The following is a 25,835-nucleotide window of genomic DNA, read 5'->3' as shown; positions in this document are numbered from 1 at the left end:
GCGGAAATGGGCGAGCAGGCCGCTGCGCGCGAACTTGCTCTCCTGGTCGAACAGGTCGCCCTTGGTGACCAGGATCAGGTCCCATCCGGCGGCGGACAGCGCCTCGACCGTGTCGGCCACGCCGTCCAGCAGCTCCACGGGGTGCTGCAGCATTTCCTTGCCGAACTCGATCAGGCGGTGGATGTCCGCGGCCGGGATGCGGCCCTCGGTCACCTCGACCGCCGTCTCGATCATGGACAGCACGAAGCCCTTGATGCCGTAGCCGAACAGTCGCAGGTTCGCCCGCTCCGTCGCCAGCAGCCGGTCGTCGACCTCCGTCCCCCGGACATGCTCGCCGAGCATCGCGCGGAAGCGTTCCTGGGTCATTGAGAACAGGGTCTCGTTGTGCCAGAGCGTGTCGTCGCCATCCAGGCCGATCGTCGGTCTCATCCCGCTATCCCGCTTTCGAGGAGCCCGTCGATCACGAACTGGCAGGCGAGCGCCGCCAGCAGGATGCCGAGCACCCGGCTGATCACGTTGGTTCCCGTGACGCCGAGCAGCCGCGTCATCGCGCCGGCCGCCAGCAGCACCGCGAGCGTGGCGGCCAGCACCGCCGCCAGCACGCCGAGCACCGCGGCCGCGAGCAGCGGGTCCGTTCCCGCCCGTCCCATCATCAAGACGACGGTCGTCAGCGCGCCCGGTCCGGCGATCAGCGGGATCGCGACCGGGAACACCGAGATGTCCTGCCGGTGGGTCGCTTCCTCGCGTTCGCTCTCGGTCGTCGAGCGCAGGCCGGAGGGCCGCGCGAACACCATGTCCACCGCGAGCAGCAGCAGCAGGATGCCGCCCGCGATCCGGAACGCCGGGAAGCCGATGCCGAGAGCCCGCAGCAGGAAGTCGCCGCCGAAGGCGAAGACGAAAAGGATCAGCGCCGCGATCAGGACGCCCTTGACCGCCATGCGCCGGCGATGCGCCGGGTCGGAGCCGCGCGTCAGCGCCGCGAAGACCGGGCCGATCCCGATCGGGTCGATCGTGACCAGCAGCGCCACGGCGGAGGTGACCACGAGGTCGATCATCAGGAGCAGCAGGATTCCCGTCGGCGGATCCGGCCTGTCTACACGCCGCGGGGCGGGCGGCGCAACCGGTCCCGGAGGGCGAACGCGCGCCGGTGCCGATTGACACCGTGCCCGGCACCGTCCTAAGCAAGGGCAAGCCCGCCCGGCCCGTGGAAGAAGAGGGGAAACGAGGGATGAAAAAGGTCTACGCCGACGCCGAGAGCGCCCTGGACGGCCTTCTGTTCGACGACATGACGATCATGGCCGGCGGCTTCGGCCTGTGCGGCATTCCGGAGAACCTGATCGACGCGCTCGTCGCGAGCGGCGTCAAGGGGCTGACGGTGATCTCCAACAACTGCGGCGTCGACGGCTGGGGCCTCGGCAAGCTGCTGGACACCCGCCAGATCCGCAAGATGGTCTCCTCCTACGTCGGCGAGAACAAGACCTTCGCCCAGCAGTACCTGTCGGGCGAGCTCGAGCTGGAGTTCAATCCGCAGGGCACGCTCGCCGAGCGCATCCGCGCGGGCGGCGCCGGCATCCCGGCCTTCTTCACCAAGACCGGCGTCGGCACGCTGGTCGCGGAAGGCAAGGAGGTGCGCGAGTTCGACGGCGAGACCTACGTGATGGAACGCGGCCTGACTGCCGACCTGTCGATCGTGAAGGCCTGGAAGGGCGACACCGAGGGCAACCTCGTGTTCCGCAAGACCTCGCGCAACTTCAACCCGATGATGGCGACGGCCGGCCGCACGACCGTCGCCGAGGTCGAGGTCCTGGTCCAGCCCGGCGAACTCGATCCCGACCACATCCACACGCCCGGCATCTACGTCCAGCGCATCGTCCAGGGCCGGGGCTACGAGAAGCGCATCGAGCAGCGCACCGTCCGCAAGCGGGCCTGACCGCAAGACGAGGAGACACGACCATGGCTTGGACTCGCGAGGAGATTGCGGCGCGCGCCGCGAAGGAGCTTCGGGACGGCTTCTACGTCAATCTCGGCATCGGCATCCCGACGCTGGTCGCCAACTACATACCCGAGGGCATGGAGGTGACGCTCCAGTCCGAGAACGGCATGCTCGGCATGGGCCCGTTCCCGTTCGAGGGCGACGAGGACCCGGACCTCATCAACGCCGGCAAGCAGACCATCACGGAGCTGCCGAAGACCAGCTACTTCAGCAGCGCCGACAGCTTCGCCATGATCCGCGGCGGTCACATCGACCTGTCGATCCTGGGCGCGATGCAGGTGGCCGGCAACGGCGACCTCGCCAACTGGATGATCCCCGGCAAGATGGTCAAGGGGATGGGCGGCGCCATGGACCTGGTCGCCGGGGTCAAGAAGGTCGTCGTCGTGATGGAGCACACGGCCAAGGACGGCGAGCCGAAGTTCCTGAAGGGGTGCACGCTGCCGCTGACCGGCGCCAAGGTCGTCGACCTGCTGATCACCGAGCTTGCCGTGTTCACGATCGACAAGCACGGCGACGGCGGGGTGAAGCTGATCGAGCTCGCGCCGGGCGTCACCGTCGACGAGATCCGCGTCAAGACCGAGGCCGAGTTCCAGGTCGCGGTCTGAGCCGGTCCTTCCCGGCCCTCTCCCGCGCCGTCGCGCGAGAGGGCCGTTTCCATTCCTCAGTCCTCCGACATTCCCTCGCGGCGCTGGGTGGCGCCCGGCACCGGGGCCACCCAGGGCTGGCGGTGGACGGTCCACAACTCGAAATCGGGCGGGCGGATGCGTTCCGGCCGGTCGAGGGTGCCCAGGAACACGTCGACGTCGCCGGACGCGTGCCTGCGCCAGAACAGCGTCGAACCGCAGGATGCGCAGAAGCTGCGCTCGGCGGCCGGCGTGGCGGCATAGGCGGCGGGCGTGCCCCGCAGCAGCTCGACTTGGTCCCGAGGCCAGGTCGCAAAGGCAGGCATCGCCGAGCCGGTCTGGCGCCGGCACTGCGTGCAATGGCAGAGATTGGTCGAGGCGGGCACGCCTTGGGCCCGGTAGCGGACCGCCCCGCACAGACAGCCGCCCTCGTGGATCTCGGTTTCCATTCATCTCCTCCGTCGTCGAACACACGTCGGTGTGGCTTGCCCTGCGCCGGACGCAACCCTTCGTTTCCCTGGCCCGCGTCCGGCCGGCCTTATATGGGGCCGGCAACTGCGCTACGCTCCTGCATCGACCGCCACGGATCCGAGCGAGCACGCGCATGAGCTATCGTCCCGCCATCGAGGCCTTGCCCAACAGCCTCATCGCCGACCTCGCCCTCTACGGCCGGGCGCGCGGCGACGTCACACCGCTGTGGTTCGGCGAGGGCGACATGCCGACGCCGGGTTTCGTGGTGGATGCCTGCGACCGGGCCATGCGCGACGGGCACGTGTTCTATACCTATTGCCGCGGCATGCCGGAACTGCGCGAGGCGCTGTCGCGCTATCACGAGCGTGTCTATGGCGTGCGCCTCGGCGCGGACCGGATCACCGTCCACGGTTCGGGCATGACCGCGATCATGATCTCGCTCCAGGCGATCGTCGACCCTGGCGACGAGGTCGTGGTCGTCACGCCGGTGTGGCCGAACATCTTCTCGGCGGTGAAGGTGCTGGGCGGCGCCGTACGCAGCGTGGGCCTCGAGCACGGGGAAGCCGGCTGGCATCTCGATCCGGCCCGGCTGTTCGATGCCTGCGGGCCGAGGACGCGCGCGATCTTCATCAACTCGCCAGGCAACCCGACCGGCTGGACGATGCCGTTGGACGACATGCGGGCGCTGCTCGAGTTCGCGCGCCGGCACGGCATCTGGATCCTGTCGGACGAGGTCTATTCGCGCTTCGTCTACGATGCGCCCCACGCGCCGACGATGCTGCACGTGATCGAGCCCGAGGACCGCGTCCTCGTGCTCAACAGCTTTTCCAAGAACTGGGCCATGACCGGCTGGCGCCTGGGCTGGGTCGTGGCGCCGCCGGATTTCGGAGACCATTACGAGAAGCTGGTCCAGTTCAACAATTCCGGCGTGCCGGGTTTCATCCAGATGGCCGGGGTCACGGCGCTGGACCACGGCGACTCCTTCGTCGTCGAGATGGTGGAGCGGTCGCGCCGCGGCCGCGACATCGTCTGCGACGTGCTGCAGAACCTGCCCGGCGTGCGCCTGACGCGGCCGCAGGCGGCCTTCTACGCCTTCTTCTCCGTCGAGGGGGCGACGGACAGCGTCGCGCTTGCCAGACGCCTGGTCAACGAGGCCCGAGTCGGACTTGCACCCGGCGCAGCGTTCGGCGAGGGCGGGGAGGGGCATCTGCGCCTGTGCTTCGCCAGTTCGCCAGAACGGCTGGAGGACGCGATGTCGCGCCTCGCCCGCGCCTTGCGCTGACCCGGACACGGGCGGCATGTCGTCGGGGGGCGTGCGCAACGGGGCGCTGGACGGGCTGGCGATGGGGCTGCTGGTCCTGCTGTGCGCGTCCTGGGGCTTGCAGCAGGTGGCGGTCAAGGTGGCCGCGGCCGGCATCCCGCCGGTGCTCCAGGCCGGGCTGCGCTCCGTCGGTGCGCTGATGCTGGTATGGGCCTGGACGTCCTGGCGCGGCATCAGGCCGTTCGCGATGGAGGGGATGCTGACGGTCGCGGTCCTGGCCGGCATCCTGTTCGGGATCGAGTTCGTGCTGCTCTATGCCGGCCTCGCGCTGACCCAGGCGTCGCGCGCCGTGGTCCTGCTCTACACCGCGCCCTTCGTCGTGGCGCTGGGTTCCCATCTCTTCGTTCCCGGCGAGCGGATCGGGCGCCTGCAGTGGATCGGGCTGCTGTGCGCCTTCGCGGGCGTCGTCCTGGCTTTCGCCGACGGATTGACGGTGCCCGACGCCGCCATGCTGGCCGGCGACGCGATGGTGCTCGCCGCTGCCGTGTTCTGGGGAGCGACCACGGTGCTGATCAAAGCCACCCGGCTGACCCGCGTCGGCCCCGAGCGCATCCTGTTCCACCAGCTCCTGTGGTCGGCTCCGCTGATGTTCGCCGTCTCGGCCCTGCTGGGCGAAGTGGTCGAGCCTCGTCTGGCGTCCACGCGCGAGGCGCTGCTCGGCCTCGCCTATCAGGTCGTCGTAGTGGCGTCGGCCAGCTATCTCGTGTGGTTCTGGCTGATCGGCCGCTACTCCGCGGCGCGCCTGTCCTCCTTCTCGTTCCTGACGCCGCTGTTCGGGACCGCTGCGGGGGCGCTGCTGCTGGGCGAGCGGATCTCGGCTGCGTTCCTGCTCGCCATGGCGCTCGTGGGGGCCGGCATCTATCTCGTCAACGCCAGGGAGCCCCGCGGCGCCTGAAAGCCCGCCGGTTCGATCCAGGCAGGCGCTTTGTACATATCAAACATGTGCCCGCTGCGTTTCTCGAAAGGGGCGGCTCAACCTATATTGCAGCGCAGCAAAACGATGCTGCCGGTGCCGACGGGGCGCCGGTTTTTTCCGATAGGGACTGAAATGGCTACCGTCTTGAATCCGACCGGCGCCGCCGGGCACGGGAACGGCCTCTCTGCGACCGACCTCGTCCGCCACGTCGTCGAGCTCGTGTCCGTCTGGCAGGAGCGCGCCGCCAGCCGCCGCCAGCTCGCGGGGCTCGACACGCACATGCTGCGCGACATCGGCCTGAGCGACGCGGACGTCTACAACGAGGCCCGCAAGCCGTTCTGGCGCGCCTGACGCGTCACGACACCTCGCCGAACGGGAACGGGCCGCGCCATGGGCGCGGCCCGTTCCGTTTCCTAGGCCAGGTCCGGGGTCGGATCCCGGATCAGATGTAGTACTGGGACAGCGGCTCGAAACCGTTGAAGGCGACCGAGGCGTAGGTCGTGGTGTACGCCCCGGCGGCGTGGATCGCGATCTTGTCGCCGATGCGCAGGTCCGCGGGCAGGCGATAGTCCGCCTTCTCGTAGAGGACGTCGGCGCTGTCGCAGGTCGGCCCGGCCAGGATCACGGGCTCGGCATCGCCGGCGCGCTCGGTCGTGATCGGGTACTGGATCGCCTCGTCCATCGTCTCGGCGAGACCGCCGAACTTGCCGATGTCGAGATACACCCAGCGCCGGTTGTCGTTGGCGGACTTGCGCGAGATCAGCACGACCTCGCTCTGGATCACGCCGGCGTTGCCGACCATGCCGCGTCCGGGCTCGACGATCGTCTCCGGGATGCGGTTGCCGAAGTGGCGCAGCAGCGCCTCACGGATCGCCGCGCCGTAAGCCTCCGTCGCCGGCACGTCCGTGCGGTAGCGGGTCGGAAAGCCGCCGCCGAGATTGACCATCGTGAGATGGACCCCCTCCGCCTCGAGCGACTGGAACAGCTCCGCCGTCTGGGCGAGCGCCACGTCCCACTGCGCCAGGTCCTTCTGCTGGCTGCCGACGTGGAAGGAGACGCCGCAGGGCTCGACACCCATGCGCGCGGCCGCGAGCAGCAGGTCGCGCGCCATCGCCGGCTCGCAGCCGAACTTGCGCGACAGCGGCCATTCCGCTCCCTCGCCCGAGGTCAGGATGCGGCAGAACACCCTGGCGCCCGGCGCGCTCTCGGCGATCTTCTCCAGTTCCGCCATGCTGTCGAAGGCGAACAGCCGGACCCCCAGCTCGAAGGCACGCACGACGTCGCGCTGCTTCTTGATGGTATTGCCGAAGGAAATCCGAGCGGGATCCGCGCCCGCGGCAAGGCACATCTCGATCTCCGGCACGCTCGCGGTGTCGAAGCTGGAACCGAGCTCGACCAGGAGCCGCAGAATCTCGGGCGCGGGGTTCGCCTTCACGGCGTAGTAGATCCGCGCATCCGGCAGCGCCTGCGAGAGCGCGCCGAAATTGTTCGCGACGACGTCCAGGTCGACCACCAGGCACGGGGTCGCAGGTCGTCGCTCCTCCAGGAAACGAGCAATCTTCTCGTTCATCCCAGTCTCCAGGAAACAAGGGTGCAGGACGGGTGAGGCGCAGGGGAATGCGGGCGTCGCGTGCGGCCTTGCCGCACGGACCGGGCCGTTCAGGCTACGGTCGCGCCCTTGCGCAATCGAATGGATCTGGGAGAGGTCGTGCGGATGGGCATCGGCCCACCGGGGACAACATCAAACATCGTAGCCTCCAAGACGCCGCCTTGCTGAAGGGACGGTCGGGGATACGCGTTCGTCGTTGCATAACCCCACTTGGATGCTACCGTGGGGGCCAGGGGCACGTGCTAGCGCGGACGTCCGATATAACCTCGACGCCCCCCGCTTGGAAGTGAAAATCGACGCTCGAATGGAGAAATTTCACCCGCTTCCCCGACGCTCCGTCGAGAGCGCCCGCGCAAGCCTCACGATGCGCCGCCCGGCCTCCGTCGTCGGCGCGTCGTCGGCCGCGAGCGAGATGCGGACATGGCCTGCGGCACTCGGCCCGAAGCCGTCGCGGGGCAGGGGAAGAGAACCGCGTCCACCGTACTCCATACCGCCGAAGGCGCCGGACCGCTCGGCAAGCGTACGCGCGCAGTGCCTAACGCTTGCCGCCCGCCCTGGCCGTGGTAGAACGCCGCCGATCGACACCGGTCTTCGAAAGCCTGCACGGCGCAGTCCGGGGAATGGCGGTACCACCAAGGTGTACGTACCAACCACCTTCGATTAAAGCGTTGATTTAAAACGTTAAAATACTCCGTTCCAGCCCAGGAAAAGCTCCCCGTCTCCAGGCCTGGAACGCCGATATCTTAATTCCGCCACTATTCAAACCTATCTCTATCACCGGGGAAGGGCCCCTACAGCGCAGTGGATGCCACTCAAGGCATCCCGAACCCGCCCTTCAACGGCATCCTTATTTCGGGATGCCGCCAGCCTGGCCCCGGCTGGATCTGAATCGGCCACCGCACATGCCCCCCGCGGTGGCCGTTTTCTTTTCTACGGCGCGTTTTCCGCTCGGGAACGGAAGCCCCGGTTCGACGTTCGCTTCTCGCCCCAGCAGGGAAAGAGCGAATGCAGAACGTCAGCATCCGGACACCGGGGAACGCCGACCGGCCGGGCCCCTGGCCCGACGGCACTCCCGACCAGCGCCAAGCCTGCCCATGACCTTCGCCCAGGCCGCGGCGTTCGGCATCGTCGCCGTCATGGTGGTGCTCTTCATCTGGGACCGCATCCGCTACGAACTCGTCGCGCTGATGGCGCTGGGAGCGGGTCTCCTGACCGGGGTCGTCCCTCCGGAAGCCGCATTCAAGGGGTTCGGCAGCGACATCGTCGTGATCGTCGCCGCCGCCCTCGTGGTCAGTGCCGCGGTTTCCCGCTCGGGCGTCGTGGACACCGCCATGCGGCCCCTGGCGCCCCGCCTGCGCACCACCGGCGCGCAGGTCGGCGTGCTTGCGAGCCTGGTCGCGGTGATGTCGGCCTTCACGAAGAACATCGGCGCGCTGACGCTGCTGATGCCGGCGGCGGTCCAGATCGCGCGGCGCAACGGCAGGCCCGTCTCCCTCCTGCTGATGCCGCTGTCCTTCGGCTCCCTGCTCGGCGGCCTGATGACCCTGATCGGAACGTCGCCGAACATCATCGTCTCGCAGCTTCGCGAAGACCTGGTCGGATCGCCGTTCGGCATGTTCGACTTCCTGCCCGTGGGGCTTGGGTTGACGGCCGTAGGCATCGCCTTCCTCACGGTCGGATGGCGGCTGCTGCCGGGAAACCGCGCCTCGGGTGGAGCGCCGGCCGTCGTGGACGACTACCGTGCCGAAGTGCGGTTGCCGCCGGACTCGCCCTTCGTCGGCAAGACAGTCCGCGAGCTGGAGGACGAGGCCGAGGGCGACGTCACCGTCGCGGCCATCATCCGCGAGAGGGTGCGGCGCTACATCCCGTCGGGACACTGGACGCTGTTCGCCGACGACATCCTGGTCCTCGAATGCGACACGCGCGCCCTGGAGCGCATCGTCAACGCGGCCGGCCTGGAACTGACGCCCGCCAACGATGCCGACGCGGTCGCGGACGTCCGGCGTGGCCGCGTCGGCACCGTCGAGGCCGTGGTGACGCAGGGATCCCCCCTGATCGGCGCCACGGCGGAGTCGCTGCGCCTGCGCGACCGGTACAGGATCACCTTGCTGGCGCTCTCGCGCCGCGGCCGGCCGCTCGGCCAGCGCCTGCGCCGCGCCCGATTCCAAGCCGGGGACCTCGTCGTGCTGAGCGGTCCCGCCGACGCCATCTCGGAGGCGCTGCCCGCCCTCGGCTGCCAGCCCGTCGCCACGCACGACCTGCTCCTGCACCGCGGCCGCCGGGGCCTGCTGCCCGCAGCCATCCTCGCGGTCGCGATGGTATCGGTCGCGACCGGCCTGACGCCCGTTCCGGTCGCCTTCTTCCTCGCGGCGGTCGCCGTCGTCGCTTTCGGCCAGCTTTCGGCGGCCGAGGCCTATGCGGCGATCGACTGGCCGCTGTTGATCCTGCTAGGCGCGCTGCTGCCGGTCAGCGAGGCCCTGCAGACGACGGGGGCGAGCGAAATCCTCGCGGACGGGCTGGCGATCGCGGCGTCCTACATTCCTCCCGTCGCCGCGGTCGCGATGATCATGGTGACGGGAATGCTGGTGACCCCCTTCCTCAACAACGCGGCGACCGTCCTGGTGATGGCGCCGGTCGCGGTCGGGTTGGCGGCGCGGCTGGACCTCGATCCGGACCCTTTCCTGATGGCGATCGCGGTCGGCGCGGCCTGCGACTTCCTCACGCCCATCGGGCATCAGTGCAACACCCTGGTCATGGGGCCCGGCGGCTACCGGTTCGGGGACTACTGGCGGCTCGGCCTGCCGCTGTCGACCATCGTGATCGTGGTCGGGACCGCGTTGATCGTCGCGGTCTGGCCGGTGGCGCCTGTGTGAGCGGGCCTTTGCGGGAGGCATGCCGATGAACGTGTCGGAGACGATGGAGCGGGATATCGAGGCGGTGGAGGCCGCGACTCCCATACGCGAGGCCGCCGCCATCATGATCGAGAACGGGTGCCGCGCCCTGCCGGTCTGCCGGGACGGCCGCGTCGAGGGCATCGTCACCGATCGCGACCTGATCGTCCGGGTCGTCGTCGGCGCCGCCGATCCCGCCGGTCCCGTCGAGAGCGTCATGTCGCGCGACGTCGTCACCTGCGCGCTGGGCGACCGTCACGAGGATGTGGCGCGCGAGCTGGAGCGGCGTCAGATCCGCCGCGCTCCCGTGGTCGACGGCGAGCGCCGGCTGCTGGGGATCGTGGTGCTGCCGGGCTGAAGCGGGCGGACGGGCCGCTCCGGTTGTGCTATAGGACCGGGCACGTTCCGTCCACCGCCCGCCCATGCCCGACTTCTCCGGCACCGATCTCACCTGCCTGCGCGGCGACCGCCTCGTCTTTCGCGGCCTCGACTTCCAGGTCGCGTCCGGCGGCGCGCTGTTGCTGACCGGCCCCAACGGCAGCGGCAAGTCCAGCCTGCTGCGCCTGATGGCGGGCTTGCTGCGGCCGTTTTCCGGCCAGCTCGCCTGGAACGGGGAGGCGATCGCGGACGAACCGGACCGTCATCGCGCGCGCGTCCACTACGTCGGCCATCAGGATGCGGTGAAGCCGGTGCTGAGCGCGCTGGAGAACCTCGCTTTCTGGGCAGGCCTCGGCGGCGCCCCCAACCCGGCGGCGGCGGCGCATGGCGCGCTCGCCAGTATGGGGGCGGCCCATGTCGAGGCCGTTCCGGGACGCTACCTCTCGGCCGGGCAGAAGCGGCGGCTGAACCTGGCCCGCCTGATCGCCGTGCGGCGCCCGCTGTGGCTGCTGGACGAGCCGACGGTGGCGCTCGACCGCGACGGGATCCATCGGCTCGAGGCCGAGATGGCGCGCCATCGCAGCGACGGCGGCATCGTCGTCGCCTCCACCCACGCCGAGATCGACCTGCCCTGCGCGGTCGTGCTGGCGCTGGACCGTTTCCCGGCGGAGGGCTGGGACACGGACGACGCGGAAGACGGGGACGCGTGGTGAAGGGCTTCGTGCGCCTGGTCGGCCGCGATCTCCGGCTGTCGCTGCGACAGGGCGCCGACGCCTTCGTCGCGGTCATGTTCTTCGTGCTGTGCGTCGTGCTGTTCCCGTTCGGGGTCGGGCCGGAGCCGAACGTGCTGGCACGCATCGCCGCCGGGGTGATCTGGGTTGCGGCGCTCCTGGCCTCGCTGCTGTCGCTGGAGCGGCTGTTCCAGGCCGATTACGAGGACGGCAGCCTGGAACTGCTGGCGCTCGGCGGGCCGCCGCTGGAGGCGGTCGTGCTGGCGAAGACCCTGGCCCACTGGCTGGTCACGGGACTGCCGCTGATCGCCGCCTCGCCCTTGCTCGCCGTGCTGATGAACATGCCGGCCGACGGAATGCCGGTGCTGGTGCTGACCTTGCTGGCCGGCACCCCGACCCTGTCGCTGGTGGGCGCCATCGGCGCCGCGCTGACGCTGGGAGCGCGGCGCGGCGGCGTGCTGCTTTCGCTGCTCATCCTGCCGCTCTACATTCCCGTCCTGATCTTCGGTGCGGGGGCGATCGATGCCGCCGCAGCCGGCTTCGCCGCGCGTCCGCAGCTCCTGCTGCTGACGGGATTGCTGGCGGCGGCGCTGCCGCTGGCCCCGCTCGCGGGGGCCGCGGCCCTCAGGCAGGCGCTGGAATGAAATGCCCGCCGACGTTCACGTCTTCAGGAGGTCGAGTTGCTTCAGGAATTCCGAAAGTTCATCGCCCGCGGCAACGTCGTCGAACTCGCGGTCGGCATCATCATGGGCACCGCGTTCACGGCGATCGTGAACTCGCTGGTGAGGGACATCCTGATGCCGCCGATCGGGGTGATCGTCGGTGGGCTGGACTTCTCGGAATATTACCTGAACCTCGGCGGCGAACGCTTCGCCAGCCTGGCAGCGGCTCAGACCGCCGGGGCGCCGACGATCAACTACGGCGTCTTCGTGAATACCGTGATCAACTTCCTGATCGTCTCGCTCGCGGTCTTCCTCCTGGTGCGCCAGGTCAACCGGCTGCGGCGGGAGACGCCGCCGGCCGTACCCGCCGCCCCCGCCCGCCAGGAGGTCCTGCTGGAGGAGATCCGCGACCTGCTGCGCGAGCGACGGGCCTGACCCCTTCCATCCCGGCCGGAAATTGCCTACAAACTCGATCGTCTTGAGGACGTCCGCCCGTGAGCAGCAGCACCACCTACAGCGTCGGCCGCCGCCTGTCGGCCTGGAGCGTGCACGCCTTCACGGGCAGCGGCACAGTTCTCGGCCTGCTCGCGCTGCTGGCCGTGATCGACGGCAATGCGACCGCCTGCCTGATATGGCTCGGCATAGCGCTGATCGTCGATGGCGTCGACGGCACGCTCGCACGCCGAGCCGCCGTGCGGGACGTGCTGCCCGATTTCGACGGTTCCGTGCTCGACCTCGTCATCGACTACCTGAACTACGTCGTCGTGCCCGCGATCTTCCTCTACCGTTTCGGCTTGTTTCCCGACGGGTTCGGCACGGTCCTGACCGCCTTCATCCTGGTCACGTCGCTGTACTGCTTCTGCAACGTCCACATGAAGAGCGGCGACAACTACTTCGTGGGCTTCCCGGCGATCTGGAACGTCGTCGCGCTGTATCTCTGGGTTCTCGGCTGGCCCGGGTTCGTCAACGCGCTGGTCGTGGTCGTCATCGGTGCGCTGACCTTCACCACGGTGAAGTTCCTGCACCCGTTCCGGGTGCGCGAGTTCATGGCCATCAACATCGCGGTCACCGTCGTCTGGATGGCATCCAGCCTGATCCTGCTCCTGGTCCACCCCGAACTGCCGGTCATCGTGCTGGTGCCCTGGCTCGCCGCCACCGCCTATTACGTCGGCGTCTGCCTGTGGCGCACGCTGCGCGGGCCGGCGTAGAGCACGGACAGGCCGCGACCGATCGGCGCAGGCGGCCTCTTTCGCCTCTCGCAATGGCGCGCAACGCTCGCATATGATCGGCGGTCCCAACGAGAACGCCGCCTCCATGCACCGTTTCGCCAACCCGGCCCGTTTCCAGCGCCTTTCCGCGGCCATCCTGCCCTGGAGTTCGGGGGCGACCGTGCTGCTGCTGGCGGCGGGTCTCTATCTGGCGCTCTTCGCCTCGCCGGCCGACTACCAGCAGGGCGAGACCGTACGCATCATGTACGTCCACGTGCCGGCGGCCTGGATGGCGCTGTTCGTCTATACCAGCATGGCGGCGGCGGCGGCTGCGGGCTTCGTCTGGCGCCACCCGCTCGCCGACCTGTTCGCCAAGGCCGCCGCGCCGGTCGGCGCCGGCTTCACCGCCGTCTGCCTCGTCACCGGCTCGCTGTGGGGCGAGCCGATGTGGGGCACCTGGTGGGTCTGGGATGCCCGGCTCACCAGCGTGCTGGTGCTGTTCTTCCTGTATCTCGGTTACATGGCCCTGGTGAACGCCTTCGACGATCCGACGCGAGGAGCGCGTGCCGGCGCGATCCTGCTGTTGGTCGGGGCCGTCAACGTGCCGGTCATCAAGTTCTCGGTCGACTGGTGGAATACCCTGCACCAGCCGGCCAGCGTCGTGCGCATGGGCGGGCCGGCGATCGATCCGAGCATGCTGTGGCCGCTGATGGTGATGGCGCTCGCCTTCAAGGCCTATTTCGCGACGGTGGTGCTGCTGCGCCTGCGCAGCGAACTCGCCCTGCGCAAGATCCAGCTCCTGCGCCTGAACCAGGTCCAGGGCTGAAGGTGAATGCCGGCGTGGCGGGAATGCCACGGCGGGAAAATCCGTTTCGGGACCCATGCCTCCGGGACGAATTCCCGGTTACCATGGGAACCGCCATCTCGCATGGCGTTGCAACCAGACCACTCGCCGCGCCCGGCTTCGCCCGCCGGGCGCTTTTTTGCGTCTGGACGGTATGTGGGGGCGGACGACATGTGACGCGAATGCAAGGCAAGTTGTAATAAATTGATTGTGACTGCTATGGTCCCTGCATGCGCCCGTGTACAGCACGCAGCCCATGGAACCGAGCAAGCTCCTCAAGCTGATAGCCCTTCACCGCAGCTATCTGGAAGGCCGCCCCGGCGGGGTGCTGCTGAACCTGAAGGGCGCGCGCATGGCCGGTCGCGACCTGAGCCGGCTGTTCATGCCGGGCGCGATGCTCTCGGGCATCGACCTCAGCCACGGCCTGGCGGTCCGCGCCGTGCTGGACCGGTCCGACCTGTTCGGGGCCAACCTCACCTCGGCCAACATGGCGGAAGCCTCGCTGACGGGGGCCGACCTGCGCGGCGCCAACCTGACGCGGACGGTCCTGCGGGGCGCGAAGCTGGACAAGGCTGACTTGAGGCCGGGCCAGCTCGTGATCTGGGTCGCCGACCGCAAGCGGGTCGAGGACAGGCCGACCGATCTCGGCGGGGCCGACCTCTCGGGCGCATCCGCGCGCGGCGCCGATCTCGAGAAGGTGGAACTGGCGGGAGCCAAGCTGGTCGGGGCGAACCTCGCCAGCGCGAACCTGTTCAAGGCCAACCTCACCGGTGCCGACCTCAGCAACGCGAGCTTGGTCGGAGCCCGGTTGAAGGGCGCGCTGCTCAACAACGCCAAGGTGACAGGCGCCGACCTGACGGGGGCCGACCTGCGCGGGGCGGAGCTGCGCAACGTCGACCTTCTGCACGCGAACACCGACGGCACGGTGTTCCTGGACGCGGTCGTGCAGCGGGGCCGGCAGACGCTGCCGCCGGCGCTCCGGTCGGCGCTGGACGCCCATGCGGAATGGATCCGCAGCAACGGCGCGCAAGGCGGCCCGCTCTCCTTCGCCGGCCAGGACTTCCGCGGCGTCGATCTGGAAGGTACGGACCTGAGCGGCGCAGTGATGGAGGAATGCGACCTGACCGAGGCCAATCTCCGGAGCTGCCGCTTGCAGTTCGCGCGGCTCGCGAAGTCGCGCCTGGTCGAGGCGCGGCTGGACGGGGCGGATCTATCGGGCGCTGCGCTGCGCGAGGCCGACCTCACGCGCGCCGTGCTGTGCAACGTTGCGGCGCGCTCGGTCGAACTGCTGGCACCCGACGGCCGGGGGACCGGGCGGTCCTGGCCGACGGACCTGCGCAAGGCCCGGCTCGGCGAGGCCGATCTGAGAGGGGCGGACCTGCGCGGCGCGCGCCTCGGCGGCGCCTATCTCGTCTACTGCAACCTCGCTGGCGCCGACCTGCGCGGCGCCGAGCTGGACCCCGCCGACCTGGTGTTCTCGCATCTCGTCGCGGCCCGGACGGACTTCTAGCGGCCCTCTACTCGGGTCCGGCTTCGGCCGAAAGGACGTCGTCCGCCCATTCCTTCGACCATTTGCCCAGCGGTTCGAGCAGCGCGTAGAGTTCGCGGCCACGGGGCGAAACCGCGTAACCCCCGGCGTGGCGTTCGATCAGCCGGGCGGCCCGGAGTTCCTTGAGCCGGGTGTTCAGAACACCCGGGGAGATGCTCTCGCACCGATCCTGCAGCTGGTTGAAGCTGCAGGGTCCCGTCTCCGCCAAGGTCCACACCACGCCCATCGCCCAACGCCGTCCCAGCAGGTCGAGGAGCGCCATCACGGGCGCTCCGCTCCTCGATCCCCTCACTGGCTGACCCGGCATGGGAATGCGCATGCTGCACCTTCTTCCATCGACGTGAGGCGGGACTACTGCGGGCCGAGTCGGCGGCCGCTATCTTTTCAGTAGCGACTTTGCCGGAATGGCGCTATCAAAAAAGAAGTGACACCGTCGAGGAGCCCGGTGATGGCGGAGGATGATTTCGAGATACTGGACGGACGCTTCCGGCGCCGGATCAGGACGAGTGCCGGCGTCGAGAGGCTCTACGAGGGCTGCCGGTGGGCCGAGGGACCCGCCTATCTTCCGGCCCATCGCTGTCTGGTCTGGAGCGACATTCCCAACGATCGCATGCTGCGCTGGGACGAGACGACGGGCGCCGTGTCGGTTTTCCGCTCGCCTGCCAATTACGCCAATGGCAACACGGTCGACCGGCAGGGCCGGCTGGTCACCTGCGAGCATGGCGGGCGCCGGGTCACCCGCACCGAGCACGACGGGAGCGTGACCGTCCTGGCCGACCGGTTCGAGGGGAAGCGGTTCAACTCCCCCAACGACGTCGTCGTCCGGTCGGACGGCACGATCTGGTTCACGGACCCCAGCTACGGCATCGATTCCGACTACGAGGGCGTGCGGGCGGACAGCGAGATCGGGTCCCGCAACGTCTACTGCGCCGATCCCGCGACGGGAGCGGTCCACCTCGTCGCGGACGACTTCGTACAACCGAACGGCATCGCCTTCTCGCCGGACGAGCGGCATCTGTACGTCGCCGACACGGGGGCGACGCATGTCGAGAACCACCCGCGCCATATCAGGGTGTTCGACGTCCGCGAGGACCGCCCCGGCCTGTCCGGAGGCCGCGTCTTCGCCGAGTGCACCGCCGGCCTGTTCGACGGCTTCCGCCTGGACGAGGACGGGTATCTCTGGACGAGTGCGGCGAACGGCGTCCACTGCCACGCGCCCGACGGCGATCTGGTCGGCATCGCCAGAGTGCCCGAGCGGGTCGCCAATGTCTGTTTCGGCGGCGCCAAGCGCAACCGCCTGTTCATCTGCGCGACGACGTCGCTCTACGCGGTCCTCCTTCCCGTCAGCGGCGCCAAGACGTTCTGAGGCGGTGGGGCTGCGTCCCGGTCGGGGGCGTTGTATCGCACCGCGCCCAGCCGCCGCGCGTCGTAGCCGTCGAGTTCGGCCGCACGCTGCGCGGCGGCCGCGGTCCGGGCGAAACCCAGCAGCGCCTGGATCGCAGGCTCGAAATAGTCCCGCCGGCGCATGACGAGGTCGAACCGCTCGCGATGGAGCGGCAGGAAGTCGAGCCGCAGGCGGCTGGCTACCGCCCGGATCGCGAGGCCGGCGTCGGCCCTGCCTTCCAGTACCGCGAAGCCGACCTCCGTCTCGGTGCGGACCGTCCGTCCGGCGCCTTCGAAGGCGTCCGGCGCGAGGCCTTCCAGGCGCAACAGGTGGTCGAGGAGGATGCGCGCACCCGAGCCCGGCTGGCGCAAAGCCAAGCGTGCCCCGCGCGCGGCGAGGTCGCGCAGCCCGGCGACCGCGAGGGGGTTGCCCGCCGGCAGGACCAGCCCCTGCTCCCGTTCCGCCCATTCGATGGCGACGACCTCCCTGCCGCCGAGGCGGTCCTCTATCGCCGCCGTGTTGTAGTCTCCGGTGGCCGGGTCGAGCACGTGCACGCCGGCCGCGACCGCTTCGCCGCGCGCGAGCCGGTCCAGCCCGTCCAGGCTTCCCCCGCCGAGCAGGGCGAGCCCGCAGCCGGACTCGTCCGCACACCACTCCAGGAACGGATCGTGGCTTCCGGCGATGACCGGCGGCGGCGCCGGCCGAGACGGGGCCTCGGCCTGCCCTGCCAGCCAGGCATCGATCCGGCCCTTCGGGAACAGCCATTTGCCGCCGACGCGGGTGCAGGGGATGAGGCCGCGGCTGACGAGGTCGTAGATCTTGCGTTCCTTGAGACGCACGTATCGTGCGACCTCGCGCGTGTTCATCAGTTCCGGAACCGGGGCGGTCACGAACCGCTCCGGCTCGCGTTGGGAAAGAAGAGCTGCTCGCCGTCCACCGTGAAGGAGGCGATCGCCCGCTGACCCCGGCCCGACAACAGCCAGTCCACGAAGCCGGCCGCGAGGTCCGCCTTGACGTGCGGGTGCCTCTCCGGGCTCACCTGCATCACCCCGTACTGGTTGAAAAGCCGCCCGTCGCCCTCGACGACGACGCCGAGATCGCGGCGATTGCGGAAGCTGAGCCACGTGCCGCGATCCGCCAGCGCGTAGGCATCCATCGCCGCCGCGGTGTTGAGGGTCGGCCCCATGCCCGACCCCGTCTCCCGGTACCAGCCGCCCGGAGCCGCCGTCGGGTCCACCCCGGCCAGTGCCCACAGCCTCCGTTCCGCCTTGTGCGTGCCGCTGTCGTCGCCGCGCGACGCGAAGGGCGCACCGGCCTGCGCGACCTTCCGGAGCGCCGCGACCGCATCGCGCCCGCCGGCGATCCCGGCGGGGTCGGAGGCCGGCCCCACGACCACGAAGTCGTTGTACATCACGTCGTGGCGGCGGGGAGCGAAGCCGTCGGCGACGAACCGCTCCTCGGCCGGGGTGTCGTGGACGAACAGCACGTCGGCATCACCGCGCCGGCCGGTCTCGAGCGCCTGCCCGGTGCCCTGGGCGACGACGCGGACCGTGATCCCGGTGTCCGCCTCGAACATCGGCAGGACGTGGTCGAACAGGCCCGACTGCTCCGTCGAGGTGGTCGAGGCGACGATGATGAACCGCTCCTGGGCCGGGGACGCGGAGGCGGGCCCCAGCGCAAGCAGCGCTGCAAGGACGACGCGTGCGGCCATGATCATCTCGATCCTCCCGAGGGTTGCCACGGCAGGTCTCCGCGCAGATAGGCGGCGGCCTCGGGGGTGCGGGGTCCCTCGAAGAAGCCGGCGGCGCCCGCATGCTCGACCAGCCGGCCGCGGTCGATGAACAGGATCTCGTCGGCAAGCCGCCGGGCCTGGCCGAGATCGTGCGTCGTCATCACGATCTTGGTGCCTTCGGCGTGGAAGGCGTCGATCATCGCCTCGACCGCCCGGGTGGCGGCGGGATCGAGATTGGCCGTCGGCTCGTCGAGGAACAGGACTTCCGGGCCCAGGGCCCAGGCGCGCGCCAAGGCCAGGCGCTGCTGCTCGCCGCCGGAGAGCACGCGCGCCGGCCGGTCGGCGAGGTCGGTCATCCCGAAGCGCGCCAGCGCCGAGCGGGCGGCCGCGCGACGCGCCTTCCAGCCGAGTCCCGCCAGGTGCAGCGCGTGGATCATGTCGGCGGCCACGGTCCGGCGCAGCATCACCGGCCGCTGGGCGACGAGGCGATGGCGCCGGACGTCCGGGCCGGCCCCCGGGCCGAGCCATTCCACCGAGCCGCGGGTCGGGCGCAGCAGGCCGTGGCACAGGCGCAGCAGCAGGCTCTTGCCGGCACCGTTCGAGCCGAGGACGACCAGGCGCCCGTGACCGGCCAGTTCGAGGTCCAGCCCGTCGATCAGGCGGCGGCCGCTTGCCTCGTACGTCACGCCCGAAAGGCGCAGGGGCAGGATCGAGGGCTGGGCGCGCATGCCGTCCCTCATCCGGCCGTGCGCCGGCCGAGGCGTGCGACGAGGTGCGCCCCGATGTTCACGGCGAGGGTCAGGCACAGCAGCACCATCCCGAGGCCGAGCGCCAGCGCGAGGTTGCCTCTGCCGGTCTCCAGCGTGATCGCGGTGGTCATGGTCCGGGTGGCGCCGGCGATGTTGCCGCCGACGATCAGGACGGCGCCGACCTCGGCGCTGGCCCGGCCGAAACCCGCCAGGATGCCCGTGACCAGGCTGTGGCGGCCGTCCCAAAGCAGGGTCGGCACCGCGCGTAAGGCCGAGGAGCCGAGCGAGCGCAGGTGTTCTTCGTATTCCGTCCACAGTTCCTCGACGACCTGACGCGTGATCGACAGCACGATGGGCAGCACGAGCGCCGTCTGGGCGATCACCATCCCCGTCGGGGTGAAGAGAAGGCCGAGTTCGCCGAGCGGCCCCGACCGGGACAGCAGCAGGTAGACGACGAGCCCGGCAACCACCGGGGGCAACCCCATCAACGCGCTGAAGGACACGACGAGGGCGCCGCGGCCGGGGAAGCGCGCGATCGCGAGCAGCGCGCCCGCGGGCAGCCCGATCACCGCCGCAGCCGCGACGGCGGCGAGCGTCACCCGCAGCGACAGCCAGACGATCTCCAGGAACGCCGGATCGGCATGCAGGACGAGGCCGCCCGCCGCGGCGAAGGCATCGAGGACGTCGTCCATGGCAGTCCTGCAGAAAGCTGCAAATTTTCCCGGTAAACGCCGCAGGAATGAAAAAGATGCATGACGACGCGTTTCCTGGCAAGGGGCGCGGCCTTGTCCGCGCGGGCCGGGATCGCCATAATGCCGGCGGGCCGCCAGGTTCCCCGGGCCATGTGCGGCACGGCGTCGCTGCCGCATTGCACGCGGACGCGACGGATCATATCTGGGGGCCGTTACGGTTGTCCGGTTGCGGACGTGGCCGACGGAATGATCGAAGACATGGCCGAGTTTCTTTCCATGGGCGGGTATGCCGCCTTCGTCTGGCCGGCCTATGGGATCGCGGCGCTGGTGATGGCCGGCCTGCTGGTCGCGACCGTGCGCGATCTGCGCCGGCGCGAAGCACTCCTGCGCATGCTGGAGGAGAACCGGCCGCGCCGCCGCAAGGCGCGCCCGGGCGCCGGGCCACTGGCCGGGCCGATCGCTGGGCCGAGCGCCGAAGGAGGCAGCCCATGACCCGCAAGAAGCGTCGCCTGGCCATGCTCGGCCTCGCGGGCCTCGGCCTCGCCACCGCGGCGGCGCTCGGGCTGGCCGCGTTCGAAGACAACCTGGTCTTCTTCTACAGCCCTTCCGACGTCGCGGCGCGCGAGGTCGGCGAGCGGAACTTCCGCCTCGGCGGGCTGGTCGAGGCCGGCAGCGTCCGGCGGATGCCCGACGGGCTGACGATCGAGTTCCGCGTCACCGACACGGCCACCACCTTGCCCGTCACCTACACGGGGATCGTCCCCGACCTGTTCCGCGAGGGCCAGGGCGTCGTCGCGGAGGGGCGCATGCGCCCGGACGGCGTCTTCGTCGCCAACGACGTTCTGGCCAAGCACGACGAGGCCTACATGCCGCCCGAGGTCGCCGACGCGCTGAAGCGCGCGGGGGCTCCCCATGGGGTGAAGACGCTCGAGGCATCGCAGTGATCCCCGAACTCGGCCATTATGCCCTGGTGCTGGCGCTGTTCCTGGCCATCGTCCAGTCCGTGCTGCCGCTGGCGGGCGCCTCGCGCGGGGTGTCTGCGTGGATGGACGTGGCGGGGCCGGCCGCGATCGGCCAGTTCACGCTGATCCTGCTCGCCTTCCTGGCGCTGATGCAGGCTTATGTGGTGTCGGACTTCACGGTCCTGAACGTGGTCCAGAACAGCCACTCCCTGAAGCCCATGCTCTACAAGGTAACGGGCGTCTGGGGGAACCACGAAGGCTCGATGCTGCTCTGGGTCCTGATCCTGGCGCTGTTCGGCGCCGCGGTGGCGGCCGGCGGGCGCAACCTGCCGCCGACGCTGCGCGCGCGCGTGCTGGCGGTCCAGGGCATGGTCGGCGTCGGCTTCCTGCTGTTCATCCTCGCGACCTCCAACCCCTTCGTCAGGGTGGATCCGCCGCCGTTCGACGGCAACGACCTGAACCCGCTGCTCCAGGACCCCGGTCTCGCCTTCCACCCGCCGTTCCTGTACCTGGGCTATGTCGGCTTTTCGGTCGCCTTCGCCTTCGCGGTCGCGGCCCTGATCGAGGGCCGGGTCGACCCGGCCTGGGCGCGCTGGGTCCGGCCGTGGACGCTGGCCGCATGGTCGTCGCTGACGGTCGGCATCGCGCTCGGTTCCTGGTGGGCCTATTACGAGCTGGGCTGGGGCGGCTGGTGGTTCTGGGACCCGGTCGAGAACGCGAGCTTCATGCCCTGGCTCGCCGGAACGGCGCTGCTGCACTCCGCCATCGTGGTCGAGAAGCGCGATGCGCTGAAGAGCTGGACGATCCTGCTCGCGATCCTGACCTTCGCGCTGTCGCTGGTCGGCACGTTCCTCGTGCGGTCCGGCGTGCTGACCTCGGTCCATGCCTTCGCGGTCGATCCGGAGCGCGGCGTCTTCATCCTGGCGCTCCTCGTGCTGGCGACCGGCGGCTCCCTGCTGCTCTATGCGCTGCGCGCCCCGGCCTTGAAACTCGGCGGGCTGTTCGCGCCGGTTTCGCGGGAGGGGGCGCTGGTGCTCAACAACCTGCTGCTCTCGACCGCGACCGCGACCGTGTTCCTGGGCACGCTCTACCCGCTGTTCCTGGACGCGGTGGGCGGCGGCAAGGTGTCGGTCGGGCCGCCCTTCTTCAATGCGACCTTCGTGCCGCTGATGGTGCCTCTGGTGGCCGCGCTCGCGGTCGGCCCGATGCTCGCCTGGAAGCGCGGCGACCTCGCCGGCGCACTCGGGCGGCTCAAGCTGGCGGCCGTGCTGACGGCGGCCTGCGTGCTCGCCGCGCTGTGGTGGCATACGGGCGGGCCGGTGCTGGCGCTGGTCGGCGTCGCGATGGCCGCCTGGGCCTTCTTCGGCGCGCTGACGGAGTTCGCCGAGCGGATCCGCCTGTTCCGCGCGCCGCTCGCCGAGAGCCTGCGCCGCGCCGCCGGCCTGCCGCGCTCCGCCTGGGGCACGACGATCGCCCATGCCGGGCTCGGCATCGCCATCGCCGGCATGACCGGCTCGGCCGCCTGGATCGAGGAGCGGGTGGTCCTGCTGCGTCCCGGCGGCACGGTCGAGCTGGCCGGCTACGAACTGCGCTTCGACGGCGTCGAGCAGGGCCAGGGCGCCAACTACTCGACCACGCGCGGCACCTTCACCGTGACCCGCGACGGCCGTCCGGTCACGACGCTGCATCCCGAGGAGCGCTGGTATCCCGTCGCGCGGATGGGGACGACCGAGGCGGCGATCCACACGACCTGGTATTCCGACCTCTACCTCGTGCTGGCCTCGGCCCCGGGCGAGGACGCCGGCCGGGACGCGGCGGGAGGGGACGGCCCGGACCACGTCGTGCGCGCCTACCACCACCCGCTGGTGCCGTGGATCTGGCTCGGCGCGGGGGTGATGGCGCTGGGCGGCGCCATCAGCCTCTCCGACCGGCGGCTGAGGATCGGCGCACCATCGGCGCGGCGCCGGCTGGCCGTCCCGTGAGGCCGTCATGAAGCGCCTGGTCTTCCTCGCTCCCCTCGCCCTGTTCCTGGTCGTCGCGGTCTATTTCGCGGTCGGACTGACCCGCGACCCGCGGGCGATCCCTTCGGCGCTCATCGACCGCCCGGTCCCGGATTTCTCCCTGCCGTCGATCGAAGGGGCGGAGGGTGGGCTGGAGACCGCGGACCTGAAGGGCGAGGTGCAACTCGTCAATGTCTGGGCGTCCTGGTGCATCCCCTGCCGGGTCGAGCATCCCGTGCTGATGCGTATCGCGGCCGAGGGGGGAGTGCCGATCCACGGCATCAACTACAAGGACAAGGCGGCCGACGCCACGGCCTACCTGAAGGAGCACGGCAACCCGTATGCCGGCCTCGGTGCCGACCGTGACGGCCGCGTGGGCATAGAATGGGGCGTTTACGGCGTGCCGGAGACCTACGTCGTCGACCGCGAAGGACGCATCCGGTACCGCCATGTGGGCCCGATCATGCCGCAGGACCTCGAGACGACGATCCTGCCGATCCTGCGGGAGTTGAAGGGGTGAAGGCGCGGATGCTCGCTTTCGCGCTGCTGGCCTGGACCGTGCTGGCCTGGACCATGTTGGCCGGGCCGGCCGCGGCGGTGCTGCCGGACGAGATGCTGGCCGACCCGGCGCTCGAGGCGCAGGCGCGCGACATCGGCCGCGAGCTGCGCTGCCTCGTCTGCCAGAACCAGTCCATCGACGACAGCAACGCTCCGTTGGCGCGCGACCTGCGCATCCTCGTGCGCGAGCGCCTCGCCGCCGGCGACGACGAGCGCGAGGTGCTCGACTACGTCGTCGCCCGCTACGGCGACTACGTGCTGCTGCGCCCGCCGTTCAAGGCCGGGACCTACGCCCTGTGGCTCGGCCCGGCGGCGATCCTGCTGCTCGCCGGCGCCGGCGTCGCGGCGTTCCTGCGCGGGCGTCGGCGGGCCGGCCCGGAGATGCCGCCTTTGAGCGAGGACGAGCGTCGCCGGCTCGACCAGCTGATCCGCGGAGAGCCCTGAGCCATGCTGTTCTGGATCCTCGCGGCCCTGCTCACGGCCTGCGCCGTGGCCCTGCTCGTCCACCCGCTGATGCGCTCGCGCGGCGGGGCGGCCGCGCGCACGGACTACGACCTCGCGGTCTACCGCGACCAGCTCCAGGAACTGGAGCGCGACGTTGCCCGCGGGCTGCTCGACCGTGACCAGGCCGAGGCGGCGCGCGCGGAGATCGGCCGGCGCATGCTCGCCGCCGACGCCGGACGCGGGCCGCAAGCTCCAGCGCCTCCGTCGAGGACGTCGGCCGGCCGCTGGCCGGCGGTAGCGATCGCGGCGCTGCTGCCGCTCGCGGCGTTGGCGGTCTACCTTCCGGCCGGGCATCCCGACCTGCCGGCGCAACCGGTCGCGTCCCGGGAAGATGCCGGCGCCCCACCGGCCGTGCTCGAGGCGCTGGACCGCCTGGGCCAGGAGCTGGAGCGCGATCCGGAAAACCTCCAGGGCTGGGTCCTGATGGCGCAGGTCTACGACCGCATGGGACGCCATCGCGATGCCGCCGACGCCTATCGCCGGGCGCTCGCGCTCAGCCAGGGCGATCCCGGGCTGGCGACCGCCTTCGCGGAAGCGCTGGTGAGGACCGATCGCGGCATCGTCCCGGAGGAGGCGCGGCGCCTTTTCGAGGGCGTGCTGGAGCGCGTGCCCGACGATCCGCGGGCGCGCTACTATCTCGCGCTGGCGAGCGCGCAGGCCGGCGACTTCGAGACGGCGCTGGCGGGCTGGAGCGGGCTGCTGCGCGCGAGCCCGCCGGATGCGCCCTGGGTCGGGATGGTCCGTCAGCGCATCGCCGAGGCCGCGACCGAACTCGGGCGCGACGTCGCCTCGGTGATGCCGGACCCGTCGTCGCCCGGCACGGCCGCGCAGCCGTCGGCGCCAGCGCCGGGTCCGACGCGCGAGCAGATGCAGGCTGCCGGGGAGATGACGGCGGAGCAGCGGGCCGGGATGGTCCGCGGCATGGTCGACCGGTTGGCGGCCCGCCTCGCGGAGGAACCCGGCGATGCCGACGGCTGGCTCAGGCTTGCCCGCGCGTATCGCGTGCTGGGCGACCGGGAGAAGGCCCTGGGGGCCTATGCCGGGGCGCAGAGGGCGGCCCCGGACCGGCCGGACGTCCTGGTCGCACGCGCGGAGGCGCTGATCGATGCCGCGCCCGACGGGCCGCCGCCGCCCGAGGCGCTTGCCGCGTTGCGCCGGGCGCTGGAGGTCGATCCCGCCAATGCGACCGCCCTCTACGTGCTTGGGCAGGACGCGGCCGAAGCCGGGCGGCCTGCGGACGCGGCCGAGCTGTGGGGTCGCCTGCTCGCCCAGCTCGACCCTGCGTCGTCCGAACACGCCCGCCTGCGCGAAGCCATCGAGGCATTGAAGACCGAGGCATTGAAGACGGGCGGATGAGACCCGGCTCCGGGCCCGCGCCACCTACCGGTTCTGCCGATCCGAATCCCGTTCGGCGCGGGTCTGGCGGCCCCGGGCGCGGCGTTCGCCGGCCGGTGTGTTCGGCGCGGGTTCGGGAGCGCGGTCGAGCGCCGGGTCGGGCGTGCCGAGGGTGCTCCGGCGCATCCGTTCGAGATGCGCCTGCGGCCCGCCGCCCGCACTGCCGGGTTCCGGTGCCGGATCGGCCTCGCGCCCGCTCTCTCCGGCCCGGCCGAGCCCGGCGGTTTCGGCCGGCCGGGCCGGTGCGGTGCCCAGCCGGTCGTCCGAGATCTCGACCGCCCCGAAGGCTCCGGCGGCCTCGTCGAAACGGGTCCAGCCCGCGGCATGGTACTCCGCGCCCTCGCTCGTGATCTGGTCGGGGTGGTGATGCTCCAGCACGCCGACCAGCTTGCCCTCGTCCTCCGCGCCGGCCCGCACGACCAGCAGCGTGCCGGCCGGCGTGACTTCGCCGGGCATGGGGCCGGGCATGGGGCCGGGCATGGGATGGGTGTCGCCCGATCTGGCGCTCGCGTTGCCGCCTGGGCCGAGGTGACCGGACGCGAGGGCCGCGCGTGCGACGAGCATCATCCGATCTTCGCCGAAACCGAGCGCCCGAACCGCGTCGGCCGCCCGGTGCGCCCCGGCGTCGTCGGTGAAGAGCGCCGTTATCGTCCTTTCGGTCAT

29 protein-coding genes and 1 pseudogene are annotated in these 25,835 nt (G+C 70.5%); 20 read left to right on the top strand and 10 right to left on the bottom strand.

Annotated elements, in window-relative coordinates; all coding sequences use genetic code 11:
* Together VGO20_RS16050 and VGO20_RS16045 are read right to left on the bottom strand one after the other, a co-directional pair.
* Positions 1-429, bottom strand: a pseudogene (locus VGO20_RS16050) (HAD family hydrolase); the annotation flags it as partial.
* Positions 426-1,055, bottom strand: coding sequence for a MarC family protein (locus VGO20_RS16045; protein ID WP_327503379.1), 630 nt, complete (start codon positions 1,053-1,055; stop codon positions 426-428). The pseudogene VGO20_RS16050 and the gene VGO20_RS16045, both read right to left, overlap by 4 nt.
* Before the next feature lie 173 nt (positions 1,056-1,228).
* Between VGO20_RS16045 and VGO20_RS16040 the strand changes: the two genes are divergently transcribed.
* Together VGO20_RS16040 and VGO20_RS16035 are read left to right on the top strand one after the other, a co-directional pair.
* Positions 1,229-1,930, top strand: a complete 702-nt coding sequence (locus VGO20_RS16040; protein WP_327503378.1) for a CoA transferase subunit A — start codon at positions 1,229-1,231, stop codon at positions 1,928-1,930.
* Positions 1,931-1,953: 23 nt separating this feature from the next.
* Entirely contained in the window at positions 1,954-2,598 is a 645-nt protein-coding gene (locus VGO20_RS16035; RefSeq protein WP_327503377.1) for a CoA transferase subunit B, read from the top strand.
* 56 nt (positions 2,599-2,654) lie between these two features.
* Here VGO20_RS16035 and VGO20_RS16030 read toward each other — a convergent pair whose 3' ends face one another.
* The gene (locus VGO20_RS16030; protein ID WP_327503376.1) at positions 2,655-3,065 is read right to left on the bottom strand and encodes a GFA family protein; all 411 of its coding nucleotides are present in this window, start codon (positions 3,063-3,065) and stop codon (positions 2,655-2,657) included.
* Positions 3,066-3,220: 155 nt separating this feature from the next.
* Between VGO20_RS16030 and VGO20_RS16025 the strand changes: the two genes are divergently transcribed.
* From VGO20_RS16025 to VGO20_RS16015, 3 genes are all read left to right on the top strand, one after another.
* On the top strand, positions 3,221-4,369 hold the full coding sequence (locus VGO20_RS16025; RefSeq protein WP_327503375.1) for a pyridoxal phosphate-dependent aminotransferase: 1,149 nt from the start codon (positions 3,221-3,223) through the stop codon (positions 4,367-4,369).
* Between the two features lie 16 nt (positions 4,370-4,385).
* Positions 4,386-5,303, top strand: coding sequence for a DMT family transporter (locus tag VGO20_RS16020; RefSeq protein ID WP_327503374.1), 918 nt, complete (start codon positions 4,386-4,388; stop codon positions 5,301-5,303).
* 153 nt (positions 5,304-5,456) lie between these two features.
* On the top strand, positions 5,457-5,675 hold the full coding sequence (locus VGO20_RS16015; protein WP_327503373.1) for a DUF1127 domain-containing protein: 219 nt from the start codon (positions 5,457-5,459) through the stop codon (positions 5,673-5,675).
* A 91-nt stretch (positions 5,676-5,766) separates the two neighbouring features.
* Here VGO20_RS16015 and VGO20_RS16010 read toward each other — a convergent pair whose 3' ends face one another.
* A complete protein-coding gene (locus tag VGO20_RS16010; RefSeq protein WP_327503372.1) occupies positions 5,767-6,894 on the bottom strand; it encodes a type III PLP-dependent enzyme in 1,128 nt (375 codons plus the stop codon).
* 1,133 nt (positions 6,895-8,027) lie between these two features.
* Between VGO20_RS16010 and VGO20_RS16005 the strand changes: the two genes are divergently transcribed.
* The 8 genes from VGO20_RS16005 to VGO20_RS15970 all read left to right on the top strand — a co-directional run bounded on the left by VGO20_RS16005 (position 8,028) and on the right by VGO20_RS15970 (position 15,157).
* Entirely contained in the window at positions 8,028-9,806 is a 1,779-nt protein-coding gene (locus VGO20_RS16005) for an SLC13 family permease (protein ID WP_327503371.1), read from the top strand.
* 25 nt (positions 9,807-9,831) lie between these two features.
* On the top strand, positions 9,832-10,182 hold the full coding sequence (locus VGO20_RS16000; RefSeq protein WP_327503370.1) for a CBS domain-containing protein: 351 nt from the start codon (positions 9,832-9,834) through the stop codon (positions 10,180-10,182).
* A gap of 64 nt (positions 10,183-10,246) precedes the next feature.
* Entirely contained in the window at positions 10,247-10,915 is a 669-nt protein-coding gene (ccmA, locus tag VGO20_RS15995; RefSeq protein ID WP_327503369.1) for a heme ABC exporter ATP-binding protein CcmA, read from the top strand.
* The gene (ccmB, locus tag VGO20_RS15990) at positions 10,912-11,577 is read left to right on the top strand and encodes a heme exporter protein CcmB (RefSeq protein WP_327503383.1); all 666 of its coding nucleotides are present in this window, start codon (positions 10,912-10,914) and stop codon (positions 11,575-11,577) included. Before ccmA ends, ccmB begins: the two co-directional genes overlap by 4 nt.
* Positions 11,578-11,613: 36 nt before the next feature.
* The gene (gene mscL, locus VGO20_RS15985; RefSeq protein WP_327503368.1) at positions 11,614-12,030 is read left to right on the top strand and encodes a large conductance mechanosensitive channel protein MscL; all 417 of its coding nucleotides are present in this window, start codon (positions 11,614-11,616) and stop codon (positions 12,028-12,030) included.
* A gap of 59 nt (positions 12,031-12,089) precedes the next feature.
* Positions 12,090-12,803, top strand: a complete 714-nt coding sequence (pcsA, locus tag VGO20_RS15980; protein ID WP_327503367.1) for a phosphatidylcholine synthase — start codon at positions 12,090-12,092, stop codon at positions 12,801-12,803.
* Positions 12,804-12,909: 106 nt separating this feature from the next.
* A complete protein-coding gene (locus tag VGO20_RS15975; RefSeq protein ID WP_327503366.1) occupies positions 12,910-13,629 on the top strand; it encodes a heme ABC transporter permease in 720 nt (239 codons plus the stop codon).
* 274 nt (positions 13,630-13,903) lie between these two features.
* Positions 13,904-15,157, top strand: a complete 1,254-nt coding sequence (locus tag VGO20_RS15970) for a pentapeptide repeat-containing protein (RefSeq protein ID WP_327503365.1) — start codon at positions 13,904-13,906, stop codon at positions 15,155-15,157.
* A gap of 7 nt (positions 15,158-15,164) precedes the next feature.
* Here VGO20_RS15970 and VGO20_RS15965 read toward each other — a convergent pair whose 3' ends face one another.
* Positions 15,165-15,458: a winged helix-turn-helix transcriptional regulator gene (locus VGO20_RS15965; protein WP_327503364.1), complete on the bottom strand. Its 294-nt coding sequence runs from the start codon at positions 15,456-15,458 to the stop codon at positions 15,165-15,167.
* Positions 15,459-15,644: 186 nt separating this feature from the next.
* Between VGO20_RS15965 and VGO20_RS15960 the strand changes: the two genes are divergently transcribed.
* Complete coding sequence (locus VGO20_RS15960) at positions 15,645-16,562, top strand: SMP-30/gluconolactonase/LRE family protein (protein WP_327503363.1); 918 nt, start codon at positions 15,645-15,647, stop codon at positions 16,560-16,562.
* Here the strand turns inward: VGO20_RS15960 and VGO20_RS15955 are convergent.
* Genes VGO20_RS15955 through VGO20_RS15940 form a run of 4 tightly spaced genes read right to left on the bottom strand, consistent with a single transcriptional unit; the run spans position 16,520 to position 19,753 of the window.
* A complete protein-coding gene (locus tag VGO20_RS15955) occupies positions 16,520-17,470 on the bottom strand; it encodes a helix-turn-helix transcriptional regulator (RefSeq protein ID WP_327503362.1) in 951 nt (316 codons plus the stop codon). The two genes, VGO20_RS15960 and VGO20_RS15955, sit on opposite strands and share 43 nt — an antisense overlap.
* Positions 17,467-18,321 carry an ABC transporter substrate-binding protein gene (locus VGO20_RS15950; RefSeq protein WP_414639832.1) on the bottom strand — a complete coding sequence of 285 codons (855 nt, stop codon included), beginning with the start codon at positions 18,319-18,321 and terminating at the stop codon, positions 17,467-17,469. Before VGO20_RS15950 ends, VGO20_RS15955 begins: the two co-directional genes overlap by 4 nt.
* Entirely contained in the window at positions 18,294-19,040 is a 747-nt protein-coding gene (locus VGO20_RS15945; protein WP_327503361.1) for an ABC transporter ATP-binding protein, read from the bottom strand. The genes VGO20_RS15950 and VGO20_RS15945 overlap by 28 nt, the downstream gene beginning before the upstream one ends.
* Positions 19,041-19,048: 8 nt before the next feature.
* The gene (locus VGO20_RS15940; RefSeq protein WP_327503360.1) at positions 19,049-19,753 is read right to left on the bottom strand and encodes an ABC transporter permease; all 705 of its coding nucleotides are present in this window, start codon (positions 19,751-19,753) and stop codon (positions 19,049-19,051) included.
* 258 nt (positions 19,754-20,011) lie between these two features.
* Here VGO20_RS15940 and ccmD point away from each other — a divergent pair, with 258 nt between their 5' ends.
* From ccmD to ccmI, 6 genes are read left to right on the top strand one after another with little or no spacing between them, the layout of a single operon-like run.
* Positions 20,012-20,245, top strand: a complete 234-nt coding sequence (gene ccmD, locus VGO20_RS15935; protein WP_327503359.1) for a heme exporter protein CcmD — start codon at positions 20,012-20,014, stop codon at positions 20,243-20,245.
* A complete protein-coding gene (gene ccmE / locus VGO20_RS15930) occupies positions 20,242-20,697 on the top strand; it encodes a cytochrome c maturation protein CcmE (protein WP_327503358.1) in 456 nt (151 codons plus the stop codon). The genes ccmD and ccmE overlap by 4 nt, the downstream gene beginning before the upstream one ends.
* Positions 20,694-22,697 carry a heme lyase CcmF/NrfE family subunit gene (locus VGO20_RS15925; protein ID WP_327503357.1) on the top strand — a complete coding sequence of 668 codons (2,004 nt, stop codon included), beginning with the start codon at positions 20,694-20,696 and terminating at the stop codon, positions 22,695-22,697. The genes ccmE and VGO20_RS15925 overlap by 4 nt, the downstream gene beginning before the upstream one ends.
* A 7-nt stretch (positions 22,698-22,704) precedes the next feature.
* Entirely contained in the window at positions 22,705-23,235 is a 531-nt protein-coding gene (locus VGO20_RS15920) for a DsbE family thiol:disulfide interchange protein (protein ID WP_327503356.1), read from the top strand.
* An 8-nt stretch (positions 23,236-23,243) separates the two neighbouring features.
* Entirely contained in the window at positions 23,244-23,717 is a 474-nt protein-coding gene (locus VGO20_RS15915) for a cytochrome c-type biogenesis protein (protein ID WP_327503355.1), read from the top strand.
* A 3-nt stretch (positions 23,718-23,720) separates the two neighbouring features.
* Positions 23,721-25,133 (top strand): c-type cytochrome biogenesis protein CcmI, encoded by a 1,413-nt coding sequence (ccmI, locus tag VGO20_RS15910; protein WP_327503354.1) that lies wholly within the window; start codon positions 23,721-23,723, stop codon positions 25,131-25,133.
* A 24-nt stretch (positions 25,134-25,157) separates the two neighbouring features.
* Here the strand turns inward: ccmI and VGO20_RS15905 are convergent, their stop codons facing one another.
* Positions 25,158-25,835 carry a hypothetical protein gene (locus tag VGO20_RS15905; protein ID WP_327503353.1) on the bottom strand — a complete coding sequence of 226 codons (678 nt, stop codon included), beginning with the start codon at positions 25,833-25,835 and terminating at the stop codon, positions 25,158-25,160.

This window comes from Arenibaculum sp. (genome assembly GCF_035998295.1).
Taxonomy (GTDB): Bacteria; Pseudomonadota; Alphaproteobacteria; order Azospirillales; family Azospirillaceae; genus DASYHS01.
The sequence above is the reverse complement of the archived record's forward strand: the minus strand, read 5'-3'. Positions and strand labels throughout refer to the sequence as shown.

Coding starts and splice junctions, on each gene's coding strand:
- VGO20_RS15945 (WP_327503361.1), bottom strand. CDS start 19,040: ATGCGCGCCCAGCCCTCGATCCTGCCCCTGCGCCTTTCGGGCGTGACG.
- VGO20_RS15965 (WP_327503364.1), bottom strand. CDS start 15,458: ATGGCGCTCCTCGACCTGCTGGGACGGCGTTGGGCGATGGGCGTGGTG.
- VGO20_RS16000 (WP_327503370.1), top strand. CDS start 9,832: ATGAACGTGTCGGAGACGATGGAGCGGGATATCGAGGCGGTGGAGGCC.
- VGO20_RS16015 (WP_327503373.1), top strand. CDS start 5,457: ATGGCTACCGTCTTGAATCCGACCGGCGCCGCCGGGCACGGGAACGGC.
- VGO20_RS15920 (WP_327503356.1), top strand. CDS start 22,705: ATGAAGCGCCTGGTCTTCCTCGCTCCCCTCGCCCTGTTCCTGGTCGTC.
- VGO20_RS16045 (WP_327503379.1), bottom strand. CDS start 1,055: ATGATCGACCTCGTGGTCACCTCCGCCGTGGCGCTGCTGGTCACGATC.
- VGO20_RS15975 (WP_327503366.1), top strand. CDS start 12,910: ATGCACCGTTTCGCCAACCCGGCCCGTTTCCAGCGCCTTTCCGCGGCC.
- VGO20_RS16025 (WP_327503375.1), top strand. CDS start 3,221: ATGAGCTATCGTCCCGCCATCGAGGCCTTGCCCAACAGCCTCATCGCC.
- VGO20_RS15915 (WP_327503355.1), top strand. CDS start 23,244: ATGCTCGCTTTCGCGCTGCTGGCCTGGACCGTGCTGGCCTGGACCATG.
- VGO20_RS16005 (WP_327503371.1), top strand. CDS start 8,028: ATGACCTTCGCCCAGGCCGCGGCGTTCGGCATCGTCGCCGTCATGGTG.
- VGO20_RS15940 (WP_327503360.1), bottom strand. CDS start 19,753: ATGGACGACGTCCTCGATGCCTTCGCCGCGGCGGGCGGCCTCGTCCTG.
- VGO20_RS16040 (WP_327503378.1), top strand. CDS start 1,229: ATGAAAAAGGTCTACGCCGACGCCGAGAGCGCCCTGGACGGCCTTCTG.
- ccmI (WP_327503354.1), top strand. CDS start 23,721: ATGCTGTTCTGGATCCTCGCGGCCCTGCTCACGGCCTGCGCCGTGGCC.
- VGO20_RS16010 (WP_327503372.1), bottom strand. CDS start 6,894: ATGAACGAGAAGATTGCTCGTTTCCTGGAGGAGCGACGACCTGCGACC.
- ccmA (WP_327503369.1), top strand. CDS start 10,247: ATGCCCGACTTCTCCGGCACCGATCTCACCTGCCTGCGCGGCGACCGC.
- VGO20_RS15905 (WP_327503353.1), bottom strand. CDS start 25,835: ATGACCGAAAGGACGATAACGGCGCTCTTCACCGACGACGCCGGGGCG.
- ccmE (WP_327503358.1), top strand. CDS start 20,242: ATGACCCGCAAGAAGCGTCGCCTGGCCATGCTCGGCCTCGCGGGCCTC.
- VGO20_RS16020 (WP_327503374.1), top strand. CDS start 4,386: ATGTCGTCGGGGGGCGTGCGCAACGGGGCGCTGGACGGGCTGGCGATG.
- VGO20_RS15970 (WP_327503365.1), top strand. CDS start 13,904: ATGGAACCGAGCAAGCTCCTCAAGCTGATAGCCCTTCACCGCAGCTAT.
- VGO20_RS16030 (WP_327503376.1), bottom strand. CDS start 3,065: ATGGAAACCGAGATCCACGAGGGCGGCTGTCTGTGCGGGGCGGTCCGC.
- VGO20_RS15960 (WP_327503363.1), top strand. CDS start 15,645: ATGGCGGAGGATGATTTCGAGATACTGGACGGACGCTTCCGGCGCCGG.
- VGO20_RS16035 (WP_327503377.1), top strand. CDS start 1,954: ATGGCTTGGACTCGCGAGGAGATTGCGGCGCGCGCCGCGAAGGAGCTT.
- ccmD (WP_327503359.1), top strand. CDS start 20,012: ATGGCCGAGTTTCTTTCCATGGGCGGGTATGCCGCCTTCGTCTGGCCG.